The organism is Pseudomonas sp. Fl4BN1 (assembly GCF_009908285.1).
Taxonomy (GTDB): Bacteria; Pseudomonadota; Gammaproteobacteria; order Pseudomonadales; family Pseudomonadaceae; genus Aquipseudomonas.
Window position 1 is genome coordinate 1 of the sequence record NZ_JAAARM010000011.1, and the last position, 24,567, is coordinate 24,567.

The following is a 24,567-nucleotide window of genomic DNA, read 5'->3' on the forward strand; positions in this document are numbered from 1 at the left end:
CTCTTTTCGGTCACTTGATTGACTGCTTGGATTTTGAATTCTTCGGGGTAACGCGGGTTGCTCATGGCACCTCCTAATTGGCCTCAGTTTAAGGCAAAGAGGTGTCTACGAAACCCGGGGCGATTCACCGGGAAGGTCCCTTCCCTCAATACCAGCGGCACCACCCGCTCCCCCTCCGGTGCGGGCTGTTGAATGTCCCGCCCCATGGCGCCATTGGTGAAGGGCATCCCGGCCATGCCGGCCACGGTGGGCAGTAGGTCGGCGAGGCCGACGGCTTCGTCGATCACTCTGGGCTGCAACATCCCCGGTGCATGAATCAGCAGTGGTACGTTGTTGCTTTCTAGCCCTAGCTGTTCAAACGCTGGGGCCATATGGGGGATCTGGCTGATGCGGGTGTTGTGGTCGCCGAATAACACGAAAATCGTGTTGTCGTAGTAGCCGCCCGCCTTGGCGATCTCCATTAGCCGGCCGATGTTGAAGTCCAGCAGGCGTACGGCGTTGTATTGCTCCAGGCTGCGGGAGCCTGCGGCCTGGACTTGTTCCAGGGGCAGGTTCTGAGTTTGGAAGCCGTCGTTGTCCTTGGGGATGGTGAACGGGCGGTGGTTGCCGGAGGTTTGCAGGTAGGCGAAGAAGGGTTGGTCCTGGGGGATGGCGCGACGCAGCTGTGCGTGGAAGATGCCGGGCCCGGTATCGACGAGCAGCAGCGCGAGCGCTTGCTGGAGCGTTTCTACAGCCAGGGCAACGCCAATGGCGCCGGGCTGGGGCTGGCGATTGTGCAGATGATTGTTGGCAAGATCGGTGGCCGCCTGGAACTGCGCAATCGGCCTGAGGGTGGGTTGTGCGCGCTGTTGCGGCTGGGGTCGGCGCTTTAGTCGGCGGCGCGCAGGGACTATTCTGTGCGCCGTTTGGGAATGAGGGGGGGCTGGCGGGCCTCTTCGCTGGCAAGCCAGCTCCTACACGGGCCCGCCATCACAATCGCTACATCCCCGTAGGAGCCGGCTTGCCGGCGAAGGCGATCTTGCGGCCCGATTCGCCAGCAGCATGAAATGACCATCAGGGAGACACACATGGCCATGCCGGAACGGCTGAAACCAACGCCACCGACGCCAAAGATACGCGCGTTAATGAAGGCCTTGCTCAAGCAAATCCTAGACCAGATCTGGGACAACCAGGGCCGGGAAAACCCCGAGATCAGTGCGCTGATCCAGCAATGGAACAGCCACGCCGGACGGCCTTTCGAGTTCCACGAGTTTCTCGTGATGCACAGCCATACCAGCGCGGCGAACTTTCTGCGTACGGCTTTTCATCAACAAAAGTACGTGGAGGATTTGAGCTTCGAAGAGGCCTGCGCCCTGACGGATTTCATCTGCAAGTGCGAGGGCACGGAGTCGGACGTGGACTACGCCTTGAGTCTGCTGGAAACCAACTTCCCCGAGGCCAATGCCTCGGATCTGATCTTCTGGCCCAACGAATGGTTTGGCGATCCGGACATGCTGCACGTGGAAATCAGCTCGCCAGAGATAGTCGCTTACCTGATGGCGAAATCCTCGCGGCCATTGGCCGATGCCCCGCTGATCACTCTGCCCTACGCCCTTCCCCAAGAAGGCTAGGCGCGCGCTGCGGGCTGTTCAGGGCCGGGGCATCAGCCGTCGCGAGGTTTCAGCTATGATGCGCGCCCGTCAGACAACTGGAAGTCCGATCCCCATGCTCAAGCCCTTGTCCATTCTGGCCCTGGCCGGCATTTCAGCTTACGCCAGCGCCGCGTCCACCGACCTCGCCGGGGTGTGGCAAGGCACCCTGGGAAAATCGGCGATTACCGCCTGTTTCAACGCTGCCCCCAACAGCAACGGCAGCTACTACTACCAGCGTTTTGTCACGCCGATCCAGCTGACTCAGGCACAGGCCGGCGAGCCCTGGGCCGAGGACCGCAAGACCGGGTTCTGGCAGCTCGACGCACCCCAGGGCGATCGCCTGAGCGGCGCCTGGAGCAAGGTCCCAGGCGGCGCGCCGTTACCCTTGCTACTGACCCGCATCAGCACCGAGGGCTGTGGCGGCGATGCCTATAACGGGCCCATGGAGGCTGCGCCGCTGGCGCTCAAGGTGGTGAACAAAAGCTTCGGCGAACACCGCTACCAGCTCAGGACCCAAGGCGCCCAGGTCAGCCTCCGACTGGAGGGTGACAGCCCGGCGCTGAAGAACATCAACCGGCAGCTGGAGCGCTTGGCGATCAGCCCCGAGGGCCAGGAGGAGTTTTTCAGCGAGCGCCGCGAATACCTGGGCCGCAACGGCTCCGGCTACACCAGCGAAATCACCGTCGAGCCCCACTATTGGTCGTCACAGTGGATCACCGTCAGGTTCTATCGCTGGGCCGCCGGCACCGGACGCAATGGCATCAGCTGGGGCCTGCACAGCTGGAACCTTAAGACCGGCGAAAGCGTCGATCCCTGGACCTGGCTGGGCGGCCGCCAGCAGTGGTACGACGCCTACTCCGGCCAGGTGAAACTGGCCCCCGGCTTCGCCATGTGGCTCGAAAAGCAGACCACCAAGGACGCCGACTGCCCGGCCGTCAGCAGCTATTCGAACTACGACCTGAGCTTCAACACCCAGGGCCTGCAACTCTCGACCCCCGCCTACGGTGACAGTTGCGACAATGAGCTGAGTTTCACCTGGGAACAGCTGGCGCCGGTGCTGTCGCCACAAGGCAAGGCGGCATTGGCCAGTTTGAAGTTGCCTTAGCGGCTGCCAGGCCAACGCTGAAAAAAACCGGCATCACTCACGCGATGCACACTGAAAGGGGGCTGATCGTTGCAGACGCCGTGCAGATTGAACGCTGGATCGACAGTGACGCCCCAGGTGAGGGGAAGGAACGATAATAATCGTCAAGTGTAAAAAGGCAGCCCCCTCACGGACGCTTCCGTCGGCAAGCCGGTATCGACAAGAAATGACTATCAGGGAGAAGGACATGCCCATCCCGGACCGGATGAAACCCCTACGCCCAACGCCAAAAAAGTGCGCGTTGATGAAGGCGCTACTGAGCGACATTCTGGACAAGACCTGGGACAACCAGGAACGAGAAAGTCCCGAGATCAGCGCGCTGATCCAGCAGTGGAGCAGCCACGCTAACCGCCGCTTTTGAGTTCCACGAATTTCGCGTTATGCACAGCCACACCGATGCGCAGAACTTTATCCGCACGGCGTTTCACCAGGAAAAGTACGTCGACGATCTAAGCTTCGAAGCAGCCTGTGCGCTGACAGAATTCATCTGCAAGTGCGAGGGCACAGAATCGGATGTGGGCTACGCCCTGGGGCTGCTGGAGACCAACTTCGCGGATGCCAATGCCTCGGACCTGATCTTCTGGCCCGAGGAGTGGTTTGGCGATCCAGACATGCTGCACGTGGATATGAGCACAGCAGAGATCGTCGCTTAGCTGATGGCCAAATCATCGCGGCCATTGGCCGATGCTCCGCCGATCACCCTGCCCCCTATGCCATTCCCCTGCACACCTGAAAAGCGTGGTGGCCGAAGAGGTCAACCGCGATGTCACGGCGAGCCGCCGGGTCGCCGAAACCTTGAGCGCCCAGGCCGACGAGTCGGCCCAGGTCAGCAACCCGCTTAATCAACTCGCCAGCCAGTAGCTGCGATTGGTGGATCAGTTCCGGCCCTGAGCGACTTCGCCAACCCTGACTGGCGCTCGGCGCCAACTGAGCACCGCGTGGGCCGCAAGACCAAAGATCAGCCCCCAGAACGCCGCCGACAAGCCAAACAAAGACATACCCGAGGCGCTAACCAGGAAGGTGATCAGCGCGGCTTCGCGATCAGCCGGCACGGCCATGGCATGGGTCAGTGAACCACCAATCGCGGCAAACAGCGCCAGCCCCGCCAGGGCCGCGATCAGCTCTCGGGGAAAGGCGCTGAACAGCGAGACCAGGGTCGCGCCGAAGATCCCCAGCAGCAGGTAGAACACCCCGCCCATGACTCCGGCGACATAACGTTTGTCCGGGTCTTGATGGGACTCGCGGCCGGTGCAGATGGCTGCGGTGATCGCCGCGAGGTTCAGGCCGTGGCAGCCGAACGGGGCCAGCAACAGGCTGGCCAGGCCGCTGCTGGCGAGGATCGGGCTGGCTGGCGTCGAGTAGCCGTCATTGCGCAGTACGGCGATGCCCGGCACGAATTGCCCGGTCAAGGCCACCACTACCAGCGGCAAGGCGACGTTGAACACTGCGTGCCAACTGAAGGCCGGAGTGATCCAGTGGGGCGCGGCCAGGCCGATGACCAGGGCCGAGCGGTCGATCTCGCCGCTGCCCAGGGACAGCACGCAGCCCACCAGCAGCACCGCCAGGACCGCGTAGCGTGGCCACAGGCGCTTGAACAGCAGGTAGGTGGCGAACATTGCTCCCACCAGCAGCGGCTTGTCCTGGATCGAGCGGAACAATTGGGTGCCGAAGCTGAACAGGATACCCGCCAGCATTGCCGCGGAAATCGCCGCTGGCAGTCTGCCGATGAGTTTGTCAAAGATGCCGCACAGGCCCACCAGCACAATGATCGCGCTGGCCACCAGGTAGGCGCCCACCGCCTCGTTCAGGCCGATGCCCGGCAGCAGCCCCACCAGCAGCGCCGAACCCGGCGCCGACCAGGCAATCACCACCGGCACCTTGAAGCGCAGGCTGAGGACGATGCCCAGTACCCCGCTGCCGATGGAGATGGCCCAGACCCAGGACGACAGCACCTCCTGGGGCAGGCCCGCCGCCTTGGCGGCCTGGAACACGATCACCAGGGGGCCGGCGTAGGAGATCAAGGTGGCTATAAAACCGGCCACCACGGCGGACAGGGAAAAGTCCTTGAACAGGCTGTGCATGCTCGCTCCGAAAGCTGATAAGTGAGCACCGGCATGAGCGCCGGCGCTGCGTCCATTCAATCGCTAGGCGCTGGCAGCCAGTGGCAGCACCTTGGAATCGCGTGAGTAAACGAAGCACATGGCCAGGGCCGCCACGGCGCCGGGAACGGCGAAGGCCATGAAGTTGTAGTGCAACGGCAACTCGATACCCACCAGTGCCCCGCCGAGGAGCGGCCCGACAATCGCGCCGCTGCGGCCCACGCCCGAAGCCCAGCCCAAGCCGGTGGAGCGCATGGCCATCGGATAGAACTGGGCGACACAGGCATAGGCGAGGATCTGCGTGCCGATAGTGCTGGCGCCCGCGACCGCAATCAACAGGTACAGCACCAGGATCGGGCTCTTGAAGCCCAGCAGGCTGATGGACAGTGCCGCGATCAGGAAGAACCCCACCAGGACCTTGTGCAGCGCCAGGCGGTCGCCGATCCAGCCGCCGCCCACGGCGCCGAAAATCGCCCCGAAGTTCAGTACCAGCAGGAACGTCAGGCTCGAACCCAGGCCATAACCGGCGCTGGTCATCAGCTTGGGCAGCCAGGAGTTCAAGGCATAGACCATCAGCAGGCAGCAAAAAAACGCGACCCAGAGCATCAGCGTGCTCAGCGCCCGGCCTTGGCGAAACAATTGCAGCACCGGCGCACCGGCGGCCTGGGGCAAGGCCTGGACAAAGCGATCACCCGCCTGCGGGACAAAACCCGGCTCGATGCGCTGCAACACTTCGCGGGCTTCCTGCTCACGCCCCTGGCGCAGCATGAAACCCACCGATTCCGGCAGGTACTTGAGGATCAGCGGCAACAGCAGCAAGGGAATCGCCGCCACATAAAACACCGACTGCCAGCCGAAGTTCGGCAGCAGCACAATGCCCAGCCCGGCCGAGAGCATGCCGCCCACCGAGTAGCCGCTGAACATGATCGCCACCAGGGTGCTGCGGATCTTCTTCGGCGCGTACTCGCTCATCAGCGCTACCACATTGGGCATCACTCCGCCGATGCCCAGGCCGGCGATAAAGCGGCACAGACCGAACTCCGTGGGGTTGCGGGCAAAGCCGTTGAGCACGGTGAAGCCGCTGAACAGGATCACGCAGACGGCGATGACTTTCTTGCGTCCGATACGGTCCGACAGCGAACCAAAAAACAGCGCGCCGAGCATCATGCCGAATAGTGCGTAGCTGCCCAGGGCCCCGGCCTGCAGCGGGGTCAGTCCCCACTCGCGCATCAGCACCGGCAGCACCACGCCGTAGATCACCAGGTCGTAGCCGTCGAAGATGATGATCAGCGCACACCAGAACAGCACGCGCCAGTGGAAAGGGTTGAAGCGGGCCTCATCGATCAAGGTGTTGCAATCTATATTGCGCATGGCATCTGACTCTTATTGTTGTTGTTTTAGAAATCGCATATGCACGGTGTGCCGGTAGAACCTACTCCAGGGGCATGACCCAGGGATTGCCCTGCCAGTCAGCGCGACGCAGCCGGGCCGCGCACGGATTCGATCTGCCGGCTCGCTCTGCTGTTGGCCTGACTGAGCCTGTGCCCATGGCGGTTACTCAACCAACCCTCAGCCCTGATCTCCTCCGCCCACCGGCATCACCATCCCAGTGATGTAGGAAGCCTCATCGGAAGCCAGGAACAGAATCGCTGCGGCCTGTTCATCGACGCTGCCATAGCGTTTCATCAGGCTGCTGTCGAGGGTCTGGTCGACGATCTGCTGGTACCAGACTTTTTCCTCCGCACTCTGCTCCGCGCTGTTGCGCGGGATGCGCCGCGGCGGCGCTTCGGTGCCGCCGGGAGCGGTGGCGTTGACCCGCACTCCACGCCCGGCGGTTTCGAACGCCAGGCAGGCGGTAAGTGCATTGACCCCACCCTTGGCCGCGCCATAGGGCACGCGGTTGAGGCTGCGAGTGGCGATGGACGAGACATTGACGATAGCGCCGCTGCCCTGCTCCAGCATGTAGGGCAAGGCAGCGTGACAGCACCACAGGGTCGGGAACAGCGAGCGGCGCACTTCGGCCTCGATCTGCTCGGCCTCGTAGTGCTCGAAAGGCTTGGCCCAGATGGTGCCGCCGACGTTGTTGATGAGGATGTCGAGGCGGCCGAAGTGGGCGATGGCCGCCGCCATGATCCGGCTGCATTCGGGGTACTGCTCCAGGTCGGCAGTGAGGGCCAGCACCGGGTACTGCGGGCTGAGTTCGGCGGCCAGTTCGAAGACCAGTTCCGAGCGGTCCACCAGCACCACCCGGGCGCCCTCTTCGGCCAGGCGTTCGGCAACGCGACGGCCGATGCCTTGGGCGGCGCCGGTAACCAGGGCGACTTGATTGTGGAAACGGTTCATGCAGACCTCGTGAGTGCAAAAGGATGGCAAGGACGCTGCTCAACGTAGGAGCCGGCTTGCCGGTGAAGTGGCCCTTGAGCCTTGCAGCGCTCTTGGAGACGCCTTCGCTGGCAAGCCAGCTCCTACAACGCTATGCCTTGCCGTACGGGGTTCTGTAGGAGCCGGCTTGCCGGCGAAGGGGCCCTTGAGCCTTGCAGCGCTCTTGGAGACGCCTTCGCTGGCAAGCCAGCTCCTACAGCGCGAGGCGCTCTTCAGGCGGCGCTGGCGGCAAACTTTTCGTAGTAGAAATTCGCCGGGGCGATGCCTTGTTCGCGGATGAACTGGCTCACCGCTTCGACCATCGGCGGCGGGCCGCACAGGTAGACATCGACATCACCCTGGTTCAAGTGCGCCGGCTCGATGTGCTGGGTCACGTAGCCCTTGCGCGGGTACTGGCTCTCGGGGCTGGCCACGCAGGCGCTGAAACTGAAGTGGGGGATGCGCGCAGCAAAGTCTTCCAGGCGATCCAGCTCCACCAGGTCGAAATCGTTGGTCACGCCGTAGATCAAATGCAGCGGGTGTTCACTGCCCTGCTCGGCAATTTTCTCCAGCATGGCGGTGAACGGCGCCAGCCCGGTACCGCCAGCCAGTAACAGCAAGGGCCGGCGGATGTCCCGCAGGTAGAAGCTGCCCAAGGGGCCGGCCAGGGTCATGCTGTCGCCGGCCAAGGCCCGCCCGGTGAGGAAGCTGCTCATCAGCCCGCCAGGCACGTTGCGGATCAGGAAGCTGACCTCGCCATCGCGCTGCAGGGAGCTGAAGGAATAGGCCCGGGTCTGCCCGCTACCGGGCACCCCGAGGTTGACGTACTGCCCCGGCAGGAACGCCAGCCGGCTCAGGGCCTCGCCCTTGATCGACAAGGCAATGGTGCTGTCGGAGAGTTGCTGCAGGCGGCTGATCTGCGCGTCGAAGCTGGCCTGCCCGGCGCGGCATACCGCAGAAGAAGCCGGCACCCGCACCACGCAGTCGCTCAAGGCGCGCATCTGGCAGGTGAGGACAAAACCCTGCTCGGCTTCGTCGGCGCTCAGGGCGTCTTCGATGTAGTCCTCCCCCAGCTCGTAACGCCCGGCTTCGGCGAAGCACTTGCAGGTGCCGCAGGCGCCGTCGCGGCAGTCCAGGGGGATGTTGATGCCCTGGCGGTAGGCGGCGTCGGCCACGGTTTCACCGGCATTGGCGCTGACGAAACGGGTCACGCCGTCTTCGAAATTGAGTGCGATTTGATGGCTCATGGCAGTCGCCTCAGAGGTGGTAGATATCGACGACCTGGCGAACGTAGTCGTTCTTCAGGATGACTTTCTTGGCCTGGATCAGCGGGTTTTCCCCCCGCATGTCCAGGGTGTAGAAACTGCTGCCGAAGTAGCTGTCCACGGTCTTGTAGCGAAAGCTCAGGGTGTGCCAGTTGAAGCGCAGCTTGCAGCAGCCGTCGCCGTGTTCCAGCAACTCGATATTGCTCAGGTTGTGCGAGGTGCGGGTGTCGGGAATGCTGGCGCTGGAGCGCTCGGTCTTGATCCGGAACACCCGGTCTTCCAGGCCGCTGCGGTTGCCGTACCAGATCAGCGAGATTTCCCGCTGCGGGTCTTCGGTCAACTGGTCGCTGTCGTCCCAGGAAGGCATCCAGAAGGTGGCGTCCGGGGCGTAGAGCTCCAGCCAGCTGTCCCAGTCCTTGTCGTCCAGGTAGCGTGCTTCGCGATAGAGGAAATCCCGTACGGCGTCGTAGGAAATATTCATTGCACAGCCTCCACGTCAATCCGGCGTGAGGCTTCAAGCTCCAGCGCCGCGAGCATGGTCTGCTGCCAGTACTTGTGCTGCATCACGAACAGCCCTTCGTCCTCGGTGCGCACGCCGCTGAGGAGCGGATGCAAGTCGATCTCCCTGGCCGCCTCATCAGCGCCCTCGACCCAGTGCTCGGCACCGCGAGACATGTCGTTCCACGCCGTGGTGCTGCCCTGGTAGCCCATCTGGCAGGAGCGGAACTCCTCCAGGTCATCCGGGGTGGCCATGCCGCTGACGTTGAAGAAGTCTTCGTACTGGCGGATGCGCTGGGCGCGGGCTGCGTCACTCTCGCCCTTGGGGGCGATGCAGTAGATGGTGATTTCGGTGCGATCCACGGAAATCGGCCGGGCGATGCGGATCTGCGAGCTGAACTGGTCCATCAGGTAGACGTTGGGGTACAGGCACAGGTTGCGCGAGTTCTCGATCATCCAGTCGGCACGGGCCTGGCCGAAGTCCTGGGCCAATTCGTCGCGGCGCTCGTACAGCGGCCGGTCCTCGGGGTTGGACCAGCGGGTCCAGAGCAGCATGTGGCCCTTGTCGAAGGAGTAGAAACCACCGCCCTGCTTGGCCCAGCTGCCGGCGCTCATGGTGCGGATGTCTTCCCCGGCCTCGCGCTGCTTGCGCTGGTTCTGGGTCGCGGCGTAGTTCCAGTGCACCGAGCTGACGTGGTAGCCATCGGCGCCATTTTCGGCGGTGAGTTTCCAGTTGCCTTCGTAGATGTAGCTGGAGGAACCGCGCAGCACTTCCAGGCCGTCGGCGGACTGATCGACGATCATGTCGATGATCTTCGCCGACTCCCCCAGGTGCTCGGCCAGGGGCAGCACGTCGGGGTTGAGGCTGGCGAACAGGAAGCCGCGGTAGGACTCGAAACGCGCCACGCGGGTCAGGTCGTGGGAGCCTTCGCAGTTGAAGCTGGCCGGGTAGCCGGCGGCGGCCGGGTCCTTGACCTTGAGCAGCTTGCCGGAGTTGTTGAAGGTCCAGCCGTGAAACGGGCAGGTGAAGGACGGCTTGTTGCCGGTCTTGTGCCGGCAGAGCATGGCCCCGCGATGGCTGCAGGCGTTGATAAAGGCGTTGAGCTCGCCGTTCTTGTTGCGGGCAATGAACACCGACTGGCGGCCCATGGTGGTGCTGTAGTAGTCGTTGGGGTTGGGGATCTGGCTTTCGTGGGCCAGGTACAGCCAGTTGCCCTCGAAGATGTGCTGCATCTCCAGATCGAACAGCCGGGGGTCGGTGAACATCTCGCGCTTGCAGCGGTAGACGCCCTGGTCGCGGTCTTCTTCAAGCAGGGAGTGCAGGTATTCGGGTCGCAGGGTCATGGCCACCGCCTCCATTGTTTTTGTTCAGGCAGCTCCATGCTAGGGCGGGGGTTGAGCGGGCAATAGCCGTTGCGTGCAGACCTGTATCCGTTTTCTGCAAAGGCCCCGACGGCGAACTGTGTAGGAGCCGGCTTGCCGGCGAAGAGGCCCTCAAGCCTTGCATCGCCCTCACGCACGCCTTCGCTGGCAAGCCAGCTCCTACGGGCCGGATCTGAAATGGTTGTGTGTAGGAGCCGGCTTGCCGGCGAAGAGGCCCTCAGGCCTTGCATCGCCCCCACGCGCGCCTTCGCTGGCAAACCAGTTCCTACGGGTCGGATCTGAAATAGTCGTGTGTAGGAGCCGGCTTGCCGGCGAAGAGGCCCTCAGGCCTTGCATCGCCCTCACGCACGCCTTCGCTGGCAAGCCAGCTCCTACGGGCCGGATCTGAAATGGTCGTGTGTAGGAGCCGGCTTGCCGGCGAAGAGGCCCTCAAGCCTTGCATCGCTCTCACGCGCGCCTTCGCTGGCAAGCCAGCTCCTACGGGCCGGATCTGAAATGGTCGTGTGTAGGAGCCGGCTTGCCGGCGAAGAGGCCCTCAAGCCTTGCATCGCCCTCACGCGCGCCTTCGCTGGCAAGCCAGCTCCTACGGGCCGGATCTGAAATGGTCGTGTGTAGGAGCCGGCTTGCCGGCGAAGAGGCCCTCAGGCCTTGCATCGCCCTCACGCACGCATTCGCTGGCAAGCCAGCTCCTACAAGAGGCCGATGCCTGGGATCAGTGGCGACGCTTGAGGGTGTCGGAGGGCAGTTCGCCGAATTGCTGGCGGTAGCTCTGGGCGAAGCGACCCAGGTGCAGGAAGCCGAAATCCAGGGCCAGTTCGGTGACGTTGCGCACCGGGCTCTCGGGGTCGTTGAGGCAAGCGTGGACCCGTTGCAGTTTCTTCTGGCGGATGTAGTTTTTCGGCGTGGTGCCGGCGTTGCGCTCGAACAGGCCGTACAGCGAGCGCAGGCTCATGCGCGCCTGTTGCGCCAGCTCTGCGCAGCCGATGTCCTGCTTGAGATTGCGCTCGATGTAGTCGGCAATGCGTTCGAAGGTCGCCGCCGAAGCACCCAAGGCACCGCGCTGGACGTTGGTCTGCATCAGCCCCAGCAACTTGCTGACCAGGATCTGCGCGTAGTGCTCCTGGACCTTGGGCATGCTTTCCCGGGCTTCGGCTTCGCCGCACAGCAGGCTCAGCAACTGGATAAAGCCTTCCAGGTTCTGCAACTGGTAACGCTGCTGGAGAAAGCGCACGCCCTGCCCCGGGTACTGCCAGCGCTGTTCCTCGCATGCTGCTTCCAGCAGGCGGGTGGGGATCTTGATGATGAATTTTTCGCAGTCATCGGAATAGGTCAGGTCCACCGGATCGTCGGGGTTGATCAGCAGCAGTTCGCCGGGCGCGAAGTAGTGCTCCTCGCCCGGGCCGCGCCACAGGCAGTGCCCGCGCAGCAGCACTTGCAGGTGGTAGATGCTTTCCAGCGCCGGCGAGGTGACGCGCACGCTACCGCCGTAGCTGATGCTGCACAGGTCGAGGCTGGCCAGGGAGCGGTGGTTGAGGCTGGCCTGGGGATGGCCGGCCCGCGGCAGGCGGATGCAGTGGCTGCCCACGTGCTGGTTGACGTAGCCGGACACGGCATAAGGATCGGCTTGGACAAACACGCTACTGCGCTCAGTCAACAGATGCATTTGCATAACCGGGTCACTCTGATTGTTCTTATAGGGGCGCATTTCACGGCACCAGTGCCGCTAATGCAGGCAGATCACGCAAGGCACAAACAACTCGCACACAACGGCAAAAGCCACGAGCCCCGAAGGGAGCCCGTGGCTCGGTGCAGCACGATGTGGTCAGGCCTCCAGGGCGCGCACCCGCTCGTGGCGTTGCTGCTCATCGGGTTGCGCCGAAGATTGCAGGGTGAAATCGAACTCGATCTCGGCGAAGCGTCCGCTGACGCCCAGAGCCTTGGCCCGGGCCTGGTCTTCGCTGAAGGTGATCTTGGCGATCAGTTCATCGCGGGTGGCGTAGGCAAAGTCGTCGTGCAGGTACTCATCGCCATCCAGGTTGATCTGGGTGGTCAGGTGGCGATGGTCGTCCGCCGAAATGAAGAAGTGGATGTGCGCCGGACGCTGGCCGTGACGACCCAGTTGATTCAGCAGTTGTTGAGTAGGACCGTCCGGTGGGCAGCCGTAGCCGGACGGCACGATGCTACGGAAACGGTAGCGGCCATCGGCGTCGGTGACAATGCGCCGGCGCAGGTTGAACTCCGACTGGGTGCCGTCGAAGTAGGAATAGGTGCCGCCGGTGTTGGCGTGCCAGACGTCGACGATGGCCCCGGCCAGGGGCTGGCCTGCGGTGTTGGTGACCTGGCCCTGCATGAACAACACCACGCCCGGGTCGATGCCATCGTCGAGGCGCGCTTCGCTTTGGGACAGCGGCGCGCCGGCCACGTACAGCGGGCCTTCGATGGTGCGCGGGGTGCCGCCGGTCTTGCCCACCTGCTCATCGGCGGCGTCCATCAGCAGGTCCAGGTAGTGCTCCAGGCCCAGGCCGGCAGCCAGCAATCCGGCTTCCTGGCGGGCACCGAGGACGTTGAGGTAGTTGACCGCCTTCCAGAACTCCTCCGGGGTCACTTCCAGGTCTTCGATGATGTTCACCGAGTCCCGCAGGATCCGGTAGATGATGGCCTTGGCCCGTGGGTTGCCGCCTTCAGTGAACTGGCCGCTGGCTTCTTCGAGAAACTGCTGGGCGCTGGCAGTGTGGGAAATACGCACGTTCATGATCGATCCTCATCTTGTATTTATTAGAGTGGCTAACGCTCTGGCAACGGACTCAGCGGTCATCCTCATGAATCGAGGAAGGATGCCTGCACATGGCGTCAACTTCGATAGCCATGTACGGATACAGCGGTAATTGCATCAGGGTGTCGTGCAGTTCCTGCACGCTGTCGACGTCGAACACGCTGTAGTTGGCGTACAGCCCGGCAATGCGCCACAGGTGACGCCACTTGCCCTCGGCCTGCAGGCGCTGGGCCAGGGCTTTCTCGTCGGCCTTGAGTTGCGCAGCGCGCTCGGGGTTCATGTCGACCGGCAGGTTCACGGTCATCTTGACGTGGAATAGCATGGTGCCCTCCTCAGGTGTGATGCAGCACGGGGGTGGTTTTGTCGCGACGGAAGAACGCCAGGCGCTCTTCGTCCAGGCTCAGGCCGAGGCCCGGCGCCCTTGAGACATGCAGGTGGAAATCCCGGTATACCGGCGGCTCGGCGAGGATGTCCTCGGTCAGCAGCAATGGGCCGAACAGTTCGGTGTCCCAGCTGAGTTTGTTCAGGGTCAGGAAAGCGTGGGCCGAAGCCAGGGTGCCGATGCCGCCTTCGAGCATGGTGCCACCGTACAGGCCGATGCCCGCCGCTTCGGCAATCGCCGCGGTGCGCAGGGTGGCGCGAGGGCCGCCGTTCTTGGCGATCTTCAGGGCGAACACCGAAGCCGCACCTTCCCGGGCCAGGTTGAAGGCGTCTTCCACGCACTCAATGGATTCGTCAGCCATGATAGGTGCCGGGCTGATGGCGTTGAGGCGCACCATGCCGGCGCGGTTGTTGCGCGAGATCGGTTGCTCGATCAGGTCGATGCCATTACCGCCGAGAATCCGGCAAGCACGCAGCGCCACCGATTCGTCCCAGGCCTGGTTGACGTCGACCCGCACGCTGGCGCGGTCACCCAGGGCCTTCTTGATCGCAATCACGTGGGCCAGGTCGCGGTCCACTTCACCGGCGCCGATCTTCAGCTTGAAGATGCGGTGGCGGCGCAGGTCGAGCATCTGTTCTGCCTCGGCGATGTCCTTGGCGGTGTCGCCGCTGGCCAGGGTCCAGGCCACCGGCAAGGCATCGCGCACGCGGCCGCCCAGCAGTTCGCTGACCGGCAGCCCGAGGCGCTTGCCCTGGGCGTCGAGCAAGGCGCTTTCGATCCCGGACTTGGCGAAGGTATTGCCGCGGATGCTCTGCTCCAGACGCAGCATGGCGGCGTTGATGTTGCTGGCATCCTGGCCGACCAGCAGCGGCGCGAAGAAGCGATCGATATTGGTCTTGATGCTGTCCGGGCTTTCATTGCCATAGGCCAGGCCACCGATGGTGGTGGACTCCCCCAGGCCTTCGATGCCGTCGGCGCAGCGCAGGCGAATCAGCACCAGGGTCTGGTTCTGCATGGTGTGCATGGCCAGTTTGTGGGGGCGGATGGTCGGCAGATCGACGATGATCGTCTCGATCGATTCAATGGCAGAAGCGTGCATTTCCATACCCGTCAGGTTCTTGAAGTTCTGCGATCGATTCTGTCCCGGCTTTTTCCGGGGGGCCAATATAGAATTGGTCTGACTCGATACCTAATAGGTATTCAACTATCGTCCACGGAGGTCCCATGGAGCTGCGTCACCTGCGTTACTTCCAGGTGCTGGGAGAAACCCTGAATTTCACCCGTGCCGCCGAGCGCCTGCACATCGCCCAGCCCCCCCTGAGCCGGCAGATCCAGCAACTGGAAGACGAGTTGGGGGTGTTGCTGCTGGAACGTGCCCGGCCGCTGCGCCTGACCGCCGCCGGACGGTTTTTCTATGAGCACTCCAACCGGGTGCTGGAGCAGTTGGGCAAGGTCTGCGACAACACCCGGCGCATTGGCCTCGGGCACAAGACCTGGCTGGGCATCGGCTTTGCTCCGTCGACCCTATACGGGGTGCTGCCGCAACTGATCCGCCGCCTGCGCAGCAGCGAGACCCTGGAGCTGGAACTGGGGCTGTCGGAGATGACCACCTTGCAGCAGGTGGAAGCACTGAAGGCGGGACGCATCGACATCGGCTTCGGACGCATCCATATCGACGACCCGGCCATCGTGCAAAAGGTGCTGACCGAGGACCGGCTGGTGGCCGCCCTGCCCGCCGGGCATCCGTTGCTGGGGCAACCGGTGAGCCTTGAACAACTGGCCGCCGAGCCGTTCGTGCTCTATCCCGCCAACCCGCGCCCGAGCTATGCCGACCATGTGATCGCGCTGTTCGCCGGCCATGGCCTGCAATTGAAGGTGGCGCAGTGGACCAATGAACTGCAGACCGCCATCGGCCTGGTGGGCGCAGGCCTGGGCATCACCCTGGTGCCTGCCTCGGTGCAGGTGTTGCACCGCGACGACATTGGCTTCAGCCCCCTGCTGGAGCCCAAGGCCACGTCACCGATCATCCTCAGCCGCCGGGTCGGCGAGCCGTCACCGGGCCTCACCCACTGCTTGCACCTGATCGCCCAGCTGCGCAGCGAGATCGGCCGCGAAGATTCTGCCAGCATCTGAAAGCACAACCTCCGGCCGCCATCGAAACGCGGCCAAGTCGTGGCTGGTCGCTGGTAAATTGAAACTTGCCGCTGCCACCGGGCCTTTAGACCGTACAATACGCGGCTCAATACATGACGTAATTTGTGGAGCAGTACATGGAAGTATCGAGAACCGGCCTGATCACCCGGCGCATTCTGGCCTACCTGCTGGACAGCGCGCTGACGGTGCTGCTGTGGCTGGTCTTGAGCCTGGCTGTAGGCGGCTTCTACCATACGGACCTGGCCATGATGGCGATCTGGAACCTGTACTTCCTCCTCAGCGAATACCTGTTGCGCGGCCGCACGCTGGGCAAAACCCTGTGCGGCCTGCAGGTGATCAATGGCGTCGGCCAGGCGCCGTCACTGTTGCAGGTGCTGATCCGTTCGGCGACCCGCCAGATCGAGGCGGCCATCAGCCTTATCACCTTGCTGGTCTGCGCCAATTCGCGCCGCTGCCAACGCGTAGGCGATATGCTGGCGCGCACCTATGTCATCCCGCGCAAGGACCTGGCGCAGTTGCGTGGTTTATCGACACCTCTGCCCGTCCAGCCTTGAGCGTTTGGCATCACCTGTACCGCATCCAGCATCGCGCCTGAACACGGGCGCACTTTCCAGGAGTCTCAATGGCAAGCAACGATCAACCCCATGAACTGGCCCTGCGTAAATTCCTCGAACAACGGCCCGAACTGGCCCAGCAACTCGACCACCTCAATCCCCTCGAAGCCCGGGCCCGTGGCGAAACCCCGGAGCAGTATCGTGAAGAGCGCCTGCACGAGGCATTCGAAGCAGAGGCCGAACGCCAGGGTCTGTTCGCCTGGGAGCTGAGCCTGCAAATGACCGCGACCAGCGCCGAGGAGTATCAGGTCCGACGCCAGGCGGTACATAAGGAGGTGGCGGAAATGGCCGGCCTGCCATGGCTGGAGTACTGCACGCTGCACGGCCTCGACCCTGAAGCCTGATCTCGTGCATTGACCTGCACACGTCCCCCGCAGTCCCTGACCAGGAGAATTCGACGATGCTGCCTTCCACCGCCCGCCCGGCTAATGATCCGGCCCTGCAACACGCGCAAAAATGGCGCGGCCGGATCGGCCTCGCCCTCGTGGCCTGCCTCTCGGTACTGGCCGGCATGACCGACGCCATCGGCTTCATGGCCACGGGGGATTTCGTCTCCTTCATGAGCGGCAACACCACGCGCCTGGCGGTGGCCATCAGCGACGGCGACCTGGGCTTGATCCTGCGCCTGAGCCTGCTGGTGGCGACCTTTGTCGCCGGTAACGCGCTGGGGGTGATGGTCAGCCGCCTGGGTGGGCACCGCGCCCTGCCCCTGCTGCTGTGTATCGCCGCGTTGCTGTGCATCGCGGCCAGTGGGTCCACCGACAGCCAGTTGCCGGCAATACTGGCGGCAATCATCGCCATGGGCATGCTCAATGCTGCGGTGGAGGAAGTGAACGGACTGCCGATTGGCCTGACCTACGTTACCGGCGCGCTGTCGCGCTTCGGCCGCGGCTTCGGACGCTGGTTGCTCGGCGAGCGGCGTAACGGCTGGCGGGTGCAACTGGTGCCCTGGGCCGGCATGTTCGCCGGCGCGGTACTGGGAGCCTTGCTGGAACAGCGCCTGGGCTTGCAGGCGCTGTATGTCAGCGCGGTGATTTCGGCCTTGCTGGGGCTGGTGTCACTGCGTATTCCAAGGCGCTGGCAGCGCCAGTACAGCGGTCGTTGAGCCCAGCGCCATCAACTGAACAAGCCGCCGTCGTCGGTGTCGATGACGATCGACGACAGGCTGATATGCCGTGGCCGGGTCAGGGCGAAGACCACCGCTTCCACTACATCGCGGTTAGTACCCTTCTGACCTTTCTGGCGCTCGGGCACCTGTTGCCATTGTTCATCCAGCGGCGAGATGTCTTCCAGGTACGGCGGGTGCACGCACAGGGAGCGCACCGGCGTGCCCTTGAGCACCTGGCGCAGACCGTCAGCCAGGGCCAGTTGCCCGTGCTTGGCCGCGTAGAACGGCAACGACACGCTGTGCAGCGGTGCATTGGGCAAACCGCTGATGGAGCCGATGGTGACGATGTCCGGGCGCTTCGACGCCTTGAGCGCGGGCAGCAGGCCCTGGGTCAGCAGGTAGGTGCCGCTCAGCGCGGCATCGATTACCCCCAGCACCTCACTGGAGCTGTGGGGCTGTTCGCTGGCCTCCAGCCACATGGCGCCGTTGTTGATCAGGACATCGACCTGGGGCTGGCGTACGTGGATCTCGGCCAGCGCGGCCTTGACGCTGTCCATGTTGGCCAGGTCCACCACCACTTGCTCGGCCGAGTTGCCGGTGCGTGCCAGGATTTGCGCGCCGACATCCGCCAGGGCCGCGGCATTGCGTCCACAGAGGATCAGCTTGCAGCCCAAGTCCGCCAGGCTGATGGCCAGCGCCGCTCCCAGGCCGCGACCGGCACCGGTGACCACGACTACCGCTGATTTCAGATCCAACATCCCTTGCTCCTTGTCCGAGATAGATTGAGGGCGTGAGTCTATCCCCCGATGTTGGAGAACGGTCTGGACAAGCGTTACCCGATATGTCCCGGCAGCCCGGCAACAGCCTGTACGCAAAGGGGTTTAGCCGCGGCGGCGCTAAAGCTTTATCATGGCGCCCAGGTTTACCCGAAGAGTCCGTCATGAAGTTCGCCATCGCCCTGTTCTCTGCCGCCCATGCGCCCTCCTCGCGCCGCGCCCTGCTGTTCGCCCAGGCGGCGCTGGCCGGCGGGCATGAAATTGTCCGGCTGTTCTTTTACCAGGACGGCGTGCACAACGCCTCGAACAGCGTCGTCACGCCCCAGGACGAACAGGACCTGCCCCGGCAATGGCGCGAGTTCGTCAGCCAGCACCAGCTCGACGGCGTGGTGTGCATCGCTGCAGCCCTGCGTCGCGGCGTGTTGAACGGCGATGAAGCCAAGCGTTATCAGCGTGGGGCGGTGAATGTCGAGGCCCCCTGGGAATTGTCCGGGCTCGGCCAGTTGCACGACGCGGTACAGGCCGCCGACCGCTTGATCTGTTTTGGAGGGTCGTGAGATGGCCAAGTCACTGTTGTTGATCAGCCGCCAGGCGCCCTGGTCCGGCCCCGGTGCCCGCGAGGCACTGGACATCGTGCTTGCCGGCGGCGCTTTCGACCTGCCCATCGGCGTGCTGTTCCTCGATGACGGCGTGCTGCAACTGGCCCCCGGGCAGAAGCCCGCAGCCCTGCAGCTCAAGGACCTCGGCGCCAACCTGCAGGCGCTGTCGCTGTTCGGCGTCGAGGAACTGTTCGCCTGCCAGGCCAGCCTGGACCTGCGCGGCCTCGACCCGGCCGCCCTGAACCTCGACGAGGTGCAGCTGCTGAGCACTCCGGAGCTGGCCGGGATCATTGACCGTTACGACCAGGTGATCACCCTCTGATGTCGACCTTGCATGTGTTGTCCCATTCCCCCTTCACCGACACGCGCCTGGGCAGTTGCCTGCGCCTGCTCGGCACTGCCGATGCCCTGCTGCTGTGCGGCGACGCGGCCTACGCCCTGCAACCTGGCAGCGCCGCCTACAGCGAGTTGAGCGCTCGCAGCGGCTTGAACCTCTACGTACTGGAGGAAGACCTCCAGGCCCGCGGCCTGGTATTGCCAGGCTGGGCCAGGGCCGTGGACTATCCGGGCTTTGTCGACCTGTCGATCCAGCATGACAAGGTCAATACCTGGCTATGAACACCCTGACTGTCGGCACCCGTGCCATCGAGCTGGACAAGGACGGTTACCTGGTCAATCTGCAGGACTGGTCCGCCGAAGTCGCCGAAGCCCTGGCTGCGGCGGAAGAGCTGGAACTCAGTGCAGAACACTGGGAGATCCTCGAACTGCTGCGCGGTTTCTACCAGGAGTTCCAACTGTCCCCTGCGACCCGCCCGCTGATCAAGTACAGCGCACTGAAGCTGGGCCCGGACAAGGGCAACAGCCTGCACCTGAACCGCCTGTTCAAAGGCACCCCCGCCAAACTTGCCGCCAAGCTGGCGGGCCTGCCGAGGCCGACCAATTGTCTATGACTGAATTTTCCCCGCTGCTCACCGAAACCCCGGCCGAGCATCCCTTCGCCCAGTTCGTGCGGATCCTTGGCAAAGGCAAGCGCGGCGCGCGCAACCTGACCCGCGAGGAAGCCCGGGAGGCCATGGGCATGCTCCTTGATGAGCAGGTCGAAGACACCCAGCTCGGCGCCTTCCTTATGCTTCTGCGACACAAGGAAGAGAGCCCGGAAGAACTCGCCGGTTTCACCGAGGCCCTGCGCGCGCGCTTGAATGCCCCGGCGATCCCCCTCGACCTGGACTGGCCGACCTACGCCGGCAAGAAGCGCCACCTGCCCTGGTACCTGCTGGCGGCCAAGTGCCTGGCACAGAACGGCGTGCGCATCCTGCTCCACGGCGGTGGTGCACACACCGCCGGGCGCATGTACACCGAGCAGTTGCTGCAGCCGCTGGGCATTCCCCTGTGCCGCACCTGGCAAGCAGTGGGTGAGGCGTTGGATCAGGGCAACCTGGCCTTTATGCCCCTGGGCGACTGGGCCCCACAAATGCAACGGATGATCGACCTGCGCAATATCCTCGGGCTGCGCTCGCCAATCCATTCCCTGGCACGCATCCTTAATCCCCTCGGCGCCCGTTGCGGTTTGCAGAGCATCTTCCACCCCGGCTACCAGGCGGTGCACCGCGATGCCAGCGGCCTGCTGGGAGACAACGTGATTGTGATCAAGGGCGATGGCGGCGAGATCGAGATCAACCCCGACGCCGACAGCCACCTGTATGGCAGCACCGGTGGCGTCAGTTGGGATGAGGAATGGCCGATGCTGTCGGCACAACGTCACGTCAAACCGGCAAGCCTCGACCCCGAACACCTCAAGGCGCTGTGGCGCGGCGAGGTCGAAGACAGCTACCCGCAACTGGCCCTGCTGGCGACCATGGCTTTGGCCTTGCGCGGGCTGGGCATGCCTCGGGAACAGGCCTTCAAGCAGGCGCAGCACTATTGGGATGCCCGGGATCGATCGATTTAATAGATCTTGACCGCGCAGTTTTTGCGCTTTTTGTTCGAAGTCAAGGCAATAGACTGCACTCCAACGCACATTAGCCGAGGAGCATTGTATGGGCCTGTTGATCGAAGGACGCTGGCATGACCAGTGGTACGAAAGCAGCAAGGACGGCGCCTTCCAGCGCGAACAGGCGCAACGACGCCATTGGGTGACGGCCGATGGCCGTCCCGGCCCTACGGGCGAAGGCGGCTTTGTCGCTGAAGCCGGGCGCTACCACCTGTACGTGTCCCTGGCCTGCCCCTGGGCCCATCGCACCTTGATCATGCGCAAGCTCAAGGGCCTGGAAAACCTGATAGAGGTCTCGGTGGTCAGTTGGCTGATGCGCGAGAACGGCTGGACCTTCGACAAGGAACACGGCTCCAGCGGCGACCTGCTGGATCAGTTGGACTTCATGCACCAGCGCTATACCGCAGACACCGCCGACTACACTGGCCGCGTCACCGTGCCGGTACTCTGGGACAAACAGCAGAAACGCATCGTCAGCAATGAGTCGGCGGAGATCATCCGCATGTTCAACAGCGCCTTCGACGGCTTGACCGGCAATACCCTGGATTTCTATCCGCAGCCACTGCGCAGCGAGATCGAGGCCCACAACCAACGCATCTACCCAGCAGTGAACAACGGCGTGTACCGCGCCGGGTTCGCCACTTCGCAGCAAGCCTACGAGTCAGCGTTCGATGATGTCTTCGCCGAGCTGGACTACCTGGAGCAACACCTGAGCCAGCAGCGCTACCTGGCTGGCGAGTACCTGACCGAAGCCGATGTACGCCTGTTCACCACACTGATTCGCTTCGATGCGGTGTACTACAGCCACTTCAAATGCAACCTGCGGCGGATCGCCGACTACCCGAACCTGTCGAACTGGCTGCGGGAGCTGTACCAGTGGCCGGGGATTGCCGAGACCGTGGATTTCACCCACATCAAGGGGCACTACTACGCCAGCCACACCACCATCAATCCGACGGGGATTGTGCCCAAGGGGCCGCAGCAGGATTTCGGCCGCAGCCATGATCGGCAACGGTTGAGTGGACTAGGGGTTTGGTGCAGGGATTGAGGACGCTTTCGCCGGCAAGCCGGCTCCTACGCAGATCATGTAGGAGCCGGCTTGCCGGCGAAGCTTTCAGACCTCGGACTGGGCGCCGTCGAACCAGGCCAGCTTCTCGCGCAGTTGCACCACTTCACCGACGATCACCAGAGTCGGCGCATGCACTTCATGCTCCGCCACCAGTTGCGGCAAGTTCGCCAGGGTGCCGGTAAACACTCGCTGGTTGCTGGTAGTGCCCTGCTGGATCAACGCCGCCGGAGTGTCGGCGCCGCGACCGTGCTTGATCAACTGCTCGCAGATGACCGGCAAGCCCACCAGGCCCATGTAGAACACCAAGGTCTGGGCCGGGCCCACTAGGTCGTTCCAAGGCAGGTTGGTGCTGCCGTCCTTGAGATGGCCGGTGACAAAACGCACGGATTGCGCATAGTCGCGATGGGTCAGCGGAATCCCGGCATAAGCCGAGCACCCACTGGCCGCGGTAATCCCCGGCACTACCTGGAAGGCAATGCCGTGGGCCGCCAGCTCCTCGATCTCTTCACCGCCGCGACCGAAGATGAACGGATCACCGCCCTTGAGCCGCACTACCCGCTTGCCTTGCTTGGCCAAGTCCACCAGTTGCTGGTTGATCTGGTCCTGGGGCACGGCGTGATCGGCGCGGCGCTTGCCGACATAAATGCGCTCGGCATCGCGGCGGCACAGCTCAAGAATGGCCGGTGCTACCAGACGGTCGTAGAGCACCACATCGGCCTGCTGCATCAGGCGCAGGGCACGGAAGGTCAGCAGGTCCGGATCACCCGGCCCAGCACCCACCAGATACACCTCGCCCGTCGCCTGGACGGCCTGCCCGTCGATCTTGGCTTGCAGCAGGCGCTCGGCTTCTGCGCCCTGCCCGGCCAACTGGCGATCAGCGATCGGTCCCTGGAATACGTCTTCCCAGAAAGCCCGACGCTGCTGCACGTTCGGAAACAGCTGTTTCACCTGAGCGCGAAAGCGCGCAGCCAAACCAGCCAACTGCCCATAGGTGGAAGGAATCCAGGTTTCCAGCTTGGCCCGGATCAAACGCGCCAGCACCGGTGCATCACCGCCACTGGAAACCGCAATCACCAGGGGTGAACGGTCGACAATCGCCGGGAAGATCACGCTGCACAGGGCCGGCGCGTCCACCACATTGACCGGCACGCAACGCCGGTGGGCATCGGCCGAAACCTGGGCGTTGAGGGCTTCATCGTCGGTAGCAGCGATGATCAGGGTGCAGCCGTCGAGATCGCCTTCGGCATACCCGCGCAGCAGCGACTCACCGCCGCTGGCGACGATCAGCTCCTGCAATTGCGCTTCTATTTCAGGTGCGACTACCCGCAGCTGCGCACCGGCATCGGCCAGCAGACGGGATTTGCGCAAGGCAATTTCCCCTCCACCGACCACCAACACACGACTGCCGCGAAGCTTGTGAAACAGCGGCAGATATTCCATTTAGCCGATGACCTCAAGGCCAGCCATGTACGGTTTCAGCACGTCCGGCACACGGATCGAACCGTCGGCCTGCTGGTAGTTTTCCAGCACCGCCACCAGGGTCCGGCCTACGGCCAGGCCAGAACCGTTGAGGGTGTGCACCAGCTCAGGCTTGCCGGTCTCCGGGTTACGGAAACGCGCCTGCATACGCCGGGCCTGGAAATCACCGCAGTTGGAGCACGAAGATATCTCGCGATACTTGTCCTGGCTCGGCACCCAGACTTCCAGGTCGTAGGTCTTCACCGCACTGAAACCCATGTCGCCGGTGCACAGGGCCAGCACGCGGTACGGCAGTTGCAGCAGTTGCAGGACTCTCTCGGCGTTGCCGGTCAGGCCTTCCAGGGCGTCCATGGACGTCGAAGGTTCGACCACCTGGACCATCTCGACCTTGTCGAACTGGTGCTGGCGGATCATCCCGCGGGTGTCGCGGCCCGAGGCACCGGCCTCACTGCGGAAGCACGGGGTGTGGGCAACCAGCTTCAGCGGCAGTTGCTTCGGATCGAGGATCTCACCGGCAACGATGTTGGTCAGCGACACTTCGGCAGTCGGGATCAGGTACAGATCGGCCTCGCCTTCGCGGGTGATCTTGAACAGGTCTTCCTCGAATTTCGGCAGTTGGCTGGTGCCCATCAGCGCCGGCGCCTGCACCAGGTACGGGGTGTAGGCTTCTTCGTAGCCATGCTCGCCGGTGTGCAGGTTGATCATGAACTGCGCCAGGGCGCGGTGCAGACGGGCAATCGGGCCACGCAGCAGAGCGAAGCGCGCACCGGACAGCTTGGCGGCGGTTTCAAAGTCCAGCCAGCCATGGGTTTCGCCCAGGGCCACGTGATCCTTGATCGGAAAATCAAAGGTGGTCGGCGTGCCCCAGCGGCGCACTTCGACGTTGCCATCTTCGTCTTCGCCCACCGGCACCGACTCATGAGGCAGGTTGGGAATGCTCAACAGGATCGAATCCAGCTCGCTCTGAATGGTTTCCAGTTCGGCCTTGCCGGAGGTCAGCTCGTTCCCCATGCGCTCGACATCAGCCATCAACGGGGCAATGTCTTCGCCACGTTGCTTGGCCTGGCCAATGGATTTGGAGCGCGCGTTACGTTCAGCCTGCAGTTGTTCGGTGCGGGTCTGCACGGTCTTGCGCTGTTCTTCCAGCGCTTCGATGCGTGCCACATCCAGGGCAAAGCCGCGGGATGCCAGACGATCCGCTACGTCCTGGAGGTTGCTACGTAACAGTTTGGAATCGAGCAT

General features: G+C 63.5%; 26 protein-coding genes and 2 pseudogenes. 14 read left to right on the top strand and 14 right to left on the bottom strand.

The window, feature by feature from the left end:
- Window positions 1-125: 125 nt before the first annotated feature.
- A pseudogene (locus GV818_RS14255) lies at window positions 126-665 on the bottom strand (LTA synthase family protein); the annotation flags it as partial.
- On the opposite strand from GV818_RS14255, the pseudogene GV818_RS14260 reads away from it, so the two are divergent.
- The 4 genes and pseudogenes from GV818_RS14260 to GV818_RS34475 form a co-directional block, all read left to right on the top strand.
- Window positions 648-872, top strand: a pseudogene (locus GV818_RS14260) (ATP-binding protein); the annotation flags it as partial. The pseudogenes GV818_RS14255 and GV818_RS14260 sit on opposite strands and share 18 nt — an antisense overlap.
- A 195-nt stretch (window positions 873-1,067) precedes the next feature.
- Window positions 1,068-1,610: a hypothetical protein gene (locus tag GV818_RS14265; RefSeq protein WP_161776853.1), complete on the top strand. Its 543-nt coding sequence runs from the start codon at window positions 1,068-1,070 to the stop codon at window positions 1,608-1,610.
- Between the two features lie 94 nt (window positions 1,611-1,704).
- Window positions 1,705-2,736 carry a hypothetical protein gene (locus tag GV818_RS14270; RefSeq protein ID WP_161776854.1) on the top strand — a complete coding sequence of 344 codons (1,032 nt, stop codon included), beginning with the start codon at window positions 1,705-1,707 and terminating at the stop codon, window positions 2,734-2,736.
- A gap of 419 nt (window positions 2,737-3,155) precedes the next feature.
- Window positions 3,156-3,428, top strand: coding sequence for a hypothetical protein (locus tag GV818_RS34475; RefSeq protein WP_256667532.1), 273 nt, complete (start codon window positions 3,156-3,158; stop codon window positions 3,426-3,428).
- Between the two features lie 222 nt (window positions 3,429-3,650).
- On the opposite strand, the gene GV818_RS14280 is transcribed toward GV818_RS34475, so the two are convergent.
- From GV818_RS14280 to GV818_RS14325, 10 genes are all read right to left on the bottom strand, one after another.
- On the bottom strand, window positions 3,651-4,856 hold the full coding sequence (locus tag GV818_RS14280) for a benzoate/H(+) symporter BenE family transporter (RefSeq protein WP_161757488.1): 1,206 nt from the start codon (window positions 4,854-4,856) through the stop codon (window positions 3,651-3,653).
- Window positions 4,857-4,919: 63 nt separating this feature from the next.
- Window positions 4,920-6,245 carry an MFS transporter gene (locus tag GV818_RS14285; RefSeq protein ID WP_161776855.1) on the bottom strand — a complete coding sequence of 442 codons (1,326 nt, stop codon included), beginning with the start codon at window positions 6,243-6,245 and terminating at the stop codon, window positions 4,920-4,922.
- 198 nt (window positions 6,246-6,443) lie between these two features.
- Window positions 6,444-7,217 carry a 1,6-dihydroxycyclohexa-2,4-diene-1-carboxylate dehydrogenase gene (locus GV818_RS14290; protein ID WP_161776856.1) on the bottom strand — a complete coding sequence of 258 codons (774 nt, stop codon included), beginning with the start codon at window positions 7,215-7,217 and terminating at the stop codon, window positions 6,444-6,446.
- Between the two features lie 251 nt (window positions 7,218-7,468).
- Complete coding sequence (benC, locus tag GV818_RS14295) at window positions 7,469-8,482, bottom strand: benzoate 1,2-dioxygenase electron transfer component BenC (protein WP_161776857.1); 1,014 nt, start codon at window positions 8,480-8,482, stop codon at window positions 7,469-7,471.
- A 10-nt stretch (window positions 8,483-8,492) separates the two neighbouring features.
- A complete protein-coding gene (gene benB, locus GV818_RS14300) occupies window positions 8,493-8,981 on the bottom strand; it encodes a benzoate 1,2-dioxygenase small subunit (RefSeq protein ID WP_161757484.1) in 489 nt (162 codons plus the stop codon).
- A complete protein-coding gene (gene benA / locus GV818_RS14305; protein ID WP_161776858.1) occupies window positions 8,978-10,342 on the bottom strand; it encodes a benzoate 1,2-dioxygenase large subunit in 1,365 nt (454 codons plus the stop codon). Before benA ends, benB begins: the two co-directional genes overlap by 4 nt.
- A 751-nt stretch (window positions 10,343-11,093) precedes the next feature.
- Window positions 11,094-12,050 carry an AraC family transcriptional regulator gene (locus GV818_RS14310; protein WP_161776859.1) on the bottom strand — a complete coding sequence of 319 codons (957 nt, stop codon included), beginning with the start codon at window positions 12,048-12,050 and terminating at the stop codon, window positions 11,094-11,096.
- A gap of 153 nt (window positions 12,051-12,203) precedes the next feature.
- Window positions 12,204-13,133, bottom strand: coding sequence for a catechol 1,2-dioxygenase (gene catA, locus GV818_RS14315; protein WP_161757481.1), 930 nt, complete (start codon window positions 13,131-13,133; stop codon window positions 12,204-12,206).
- Window positions 13,134-13,185: 52 nt separating this feature from the next.
- Window positions 13,186-13,476, bottom strand: a complete 291-nt coding sequence (gene catC, locus GV818_RS14320) for a muconolactone Delta-isomerase (protein WP_011062149.1) — start codon at window positions 13,474-13,476, stop codon at window positions 13,186-13,188.
- A 10-nt stretch (window positions 13,477-13,486) separates the two neighbouring features.
- Window positions 13,487-14,635: a muconate cycloisomerase family protein gene (locus tag GV818_RS14325; protein ID WP_178124922.1), complete on the bottom strand. Its 1,149-nt coding sequence runs from the start codon at window positions 14,633-14,635 to the stop codon at window positions 13,487-13,489.
- 125 nt (window positions 14,636-14,760) lie between these two features.
- On the opposite strand from GV818_RS14325, the gene GV818_RS14330 reads away from it, so the two are divergent.
- The 4 genes from GV818_RS14330 to GV818_RS14345 all read left to right on the top strand — a co-directional run bounded on the left by GV818_RS14330 (window position 14,761) and on the right by GV818_RS14345 (window position 17,409).
- On the top strand, window positions 14,761-15,669 hold the full coding sequence (locus GV818_RS14330) for a LysR family transcriptional regulator (RefSeq protein ID WP_161757479.1): 909 nt from the start codon (window positions 14,761-14,763) through the stop codon (window positions 15,667-15,669).
- A gap of 137 nt (window positions 15,670-15,806) precedes the next feature.
- On the top strand, window positions 15,807-16,244 hold the full coding sequence (locus GV818_RS14335) for an RDD family protein (RefSeq protein ID WP_161757478.1): 438 nt from the start codon (window positions 15,807-15,809) through the stop codon (window positions 16,242-16,244).
- Between the two features lie 68 nt (window positions 16,245-16,312).
- Window positions 16,313-16,648, top strand: a complete 336-nt coding sequence (locus tag GV818_RS14340; RefSeq protein WP_161757477.1) for a DUF6388 family protein — start codon at window positions 16,313-16,315, stop codon at window positions 16,646-16,648.
- Window positions 16,649-16,704: 56 nt separating this feature from the next.
- Window positions 16,705-17,409, top strand: a complete 705-nt coding sequence (locus tag GV818_RS14345; RefSeq protein WP_161757476.1) for a YoaK family protein — start codon at window positions 16,705-16,707, stop codon at window positions 17,407-17,409.
- Between the two features lie 11 nt (window positions 17,410-17,420).
- Here GV818_RS14345 and GV818_RS14350 read toward each other — a convergent pair whose 3' ends face one another.
- Window positions 17,421-18,170: an SDR family oxidoreductase gene (locus tag GV818_RS14350; protein ID WP_161776860.1), complete on the bottom strand. Its 750-nt coding sequence runs from the start codon at window positions 18,168-18,170 to the stop codon at window positions 17,421-17,423.
- Window positions 18,171-18,352: 182 nt separating this feature from the next.
- On the opposite strand from GV818_RS14350, the gene tusD reads away from it, so the two are divergent.
- The 6 genes from tusD (at window position 18,353) to GV818_RS14380 (ending at window position 21,825) form a co-directional block, all read left to right on the top strand.
- On the top strand, window positions 18,353-18,745 hold the full coding sequence (gene tusD / locus GV818_RS14355; RefSeq protein ID WP_161757474.1) for a sulfurtransferase complex subunit TusD: 393 nt from the start codon (window positions 18,353-18,355) through the stop codon (window positions 18,743-18,745).
- A gap of 1 nt (window position 18,746) precedes the next feature.
- Entirely contained in the window at window positions 18,747-19,109 is a 363-nt protein-coding gene (gene tusC, locus GV818_RS14360; protein ID WP_161757473.1) for a sulfurtransferase complex subunit TusC, read from the top strand.
- Window positions 19,109-19,405, top strand: coding sequence for a sulfurtransferase complex subunit TusB (gene tusB / locus GV818_RS14365; protein ID WP_161776861.1), 297 nt, complete (start codon window positions 19,109-19,111; stop codon window positions 19,403-19,405). Before tusC ends, tusB begins: the two co-directional genes overlap by 1 nt.
- A complete protein-coding gene (locus GV818_RS14370; RefSeq protein WP_161757471.1) occupies window positions 19,402-19,737 on the top strand; it encodes a TusE/DsrC/DsvC family sulfur relay protein in 336 nt (111 codons plus the stop codon). Before tusB ends, GV818_RS14370 begins: the two co-directional genes overlap by 4 nt.
- Window positions 19,734-20,735: a glycosyl transferase family protein gene (locus tag GV818_RS14375; protein WP_161776862.1), complete on the top strand. Its 1,002-nt coding sequence runs from the start codon at window positions 19,734-19,736 to the stop codon at window positions 20,733-20,735. The genes GV818_RS14370 and GV818_RS14375 overlap by 4 nt, the downstream gene beginning before the upstream one ends.
- A gap of 88 nt (window positions 20,736-20,823) precedes the next feature.
- Window positions 20,824-21,825 (top strand): glutathione S-transferase family protein, encoded by a 1,002-nt coding sequence (locus GV818_RS14380; protein WP_161776863.1) that lies wholly within the window; start codon window positions 20,824-20,826, stop codon window positions 21,823-21,825.
- Window positions 21,826-21,891: 66 nt separating this feature from the next.
- Here GV818_RS14380 and cysG read toward each other — a convergent pair whose 3' ends face one another.
- On the bottom strand, window positions 21,892-23,286 hold the full coding sequence (gene cysG / locus GV818_RS14385; protein WP_161757468.1) for a siroheme synthase CysG: 1,395 nt from the start codon (window positions 23,284-23,286) through the stop codon (window positions 21,892-21,894).
- Window positions 23,287-24,567 carry a serine--tRNA ligase gene (gene serS, locus GV818_RS14390; RefSeq protein WP_161757467.1) on the bottom strand — a complete coding sequence of 427 codons (1,281 nt, stop codon included), beginning with the start codon at window positions 24,565-24,567 and terminating at the stop codon, window positions 23,287-23,289.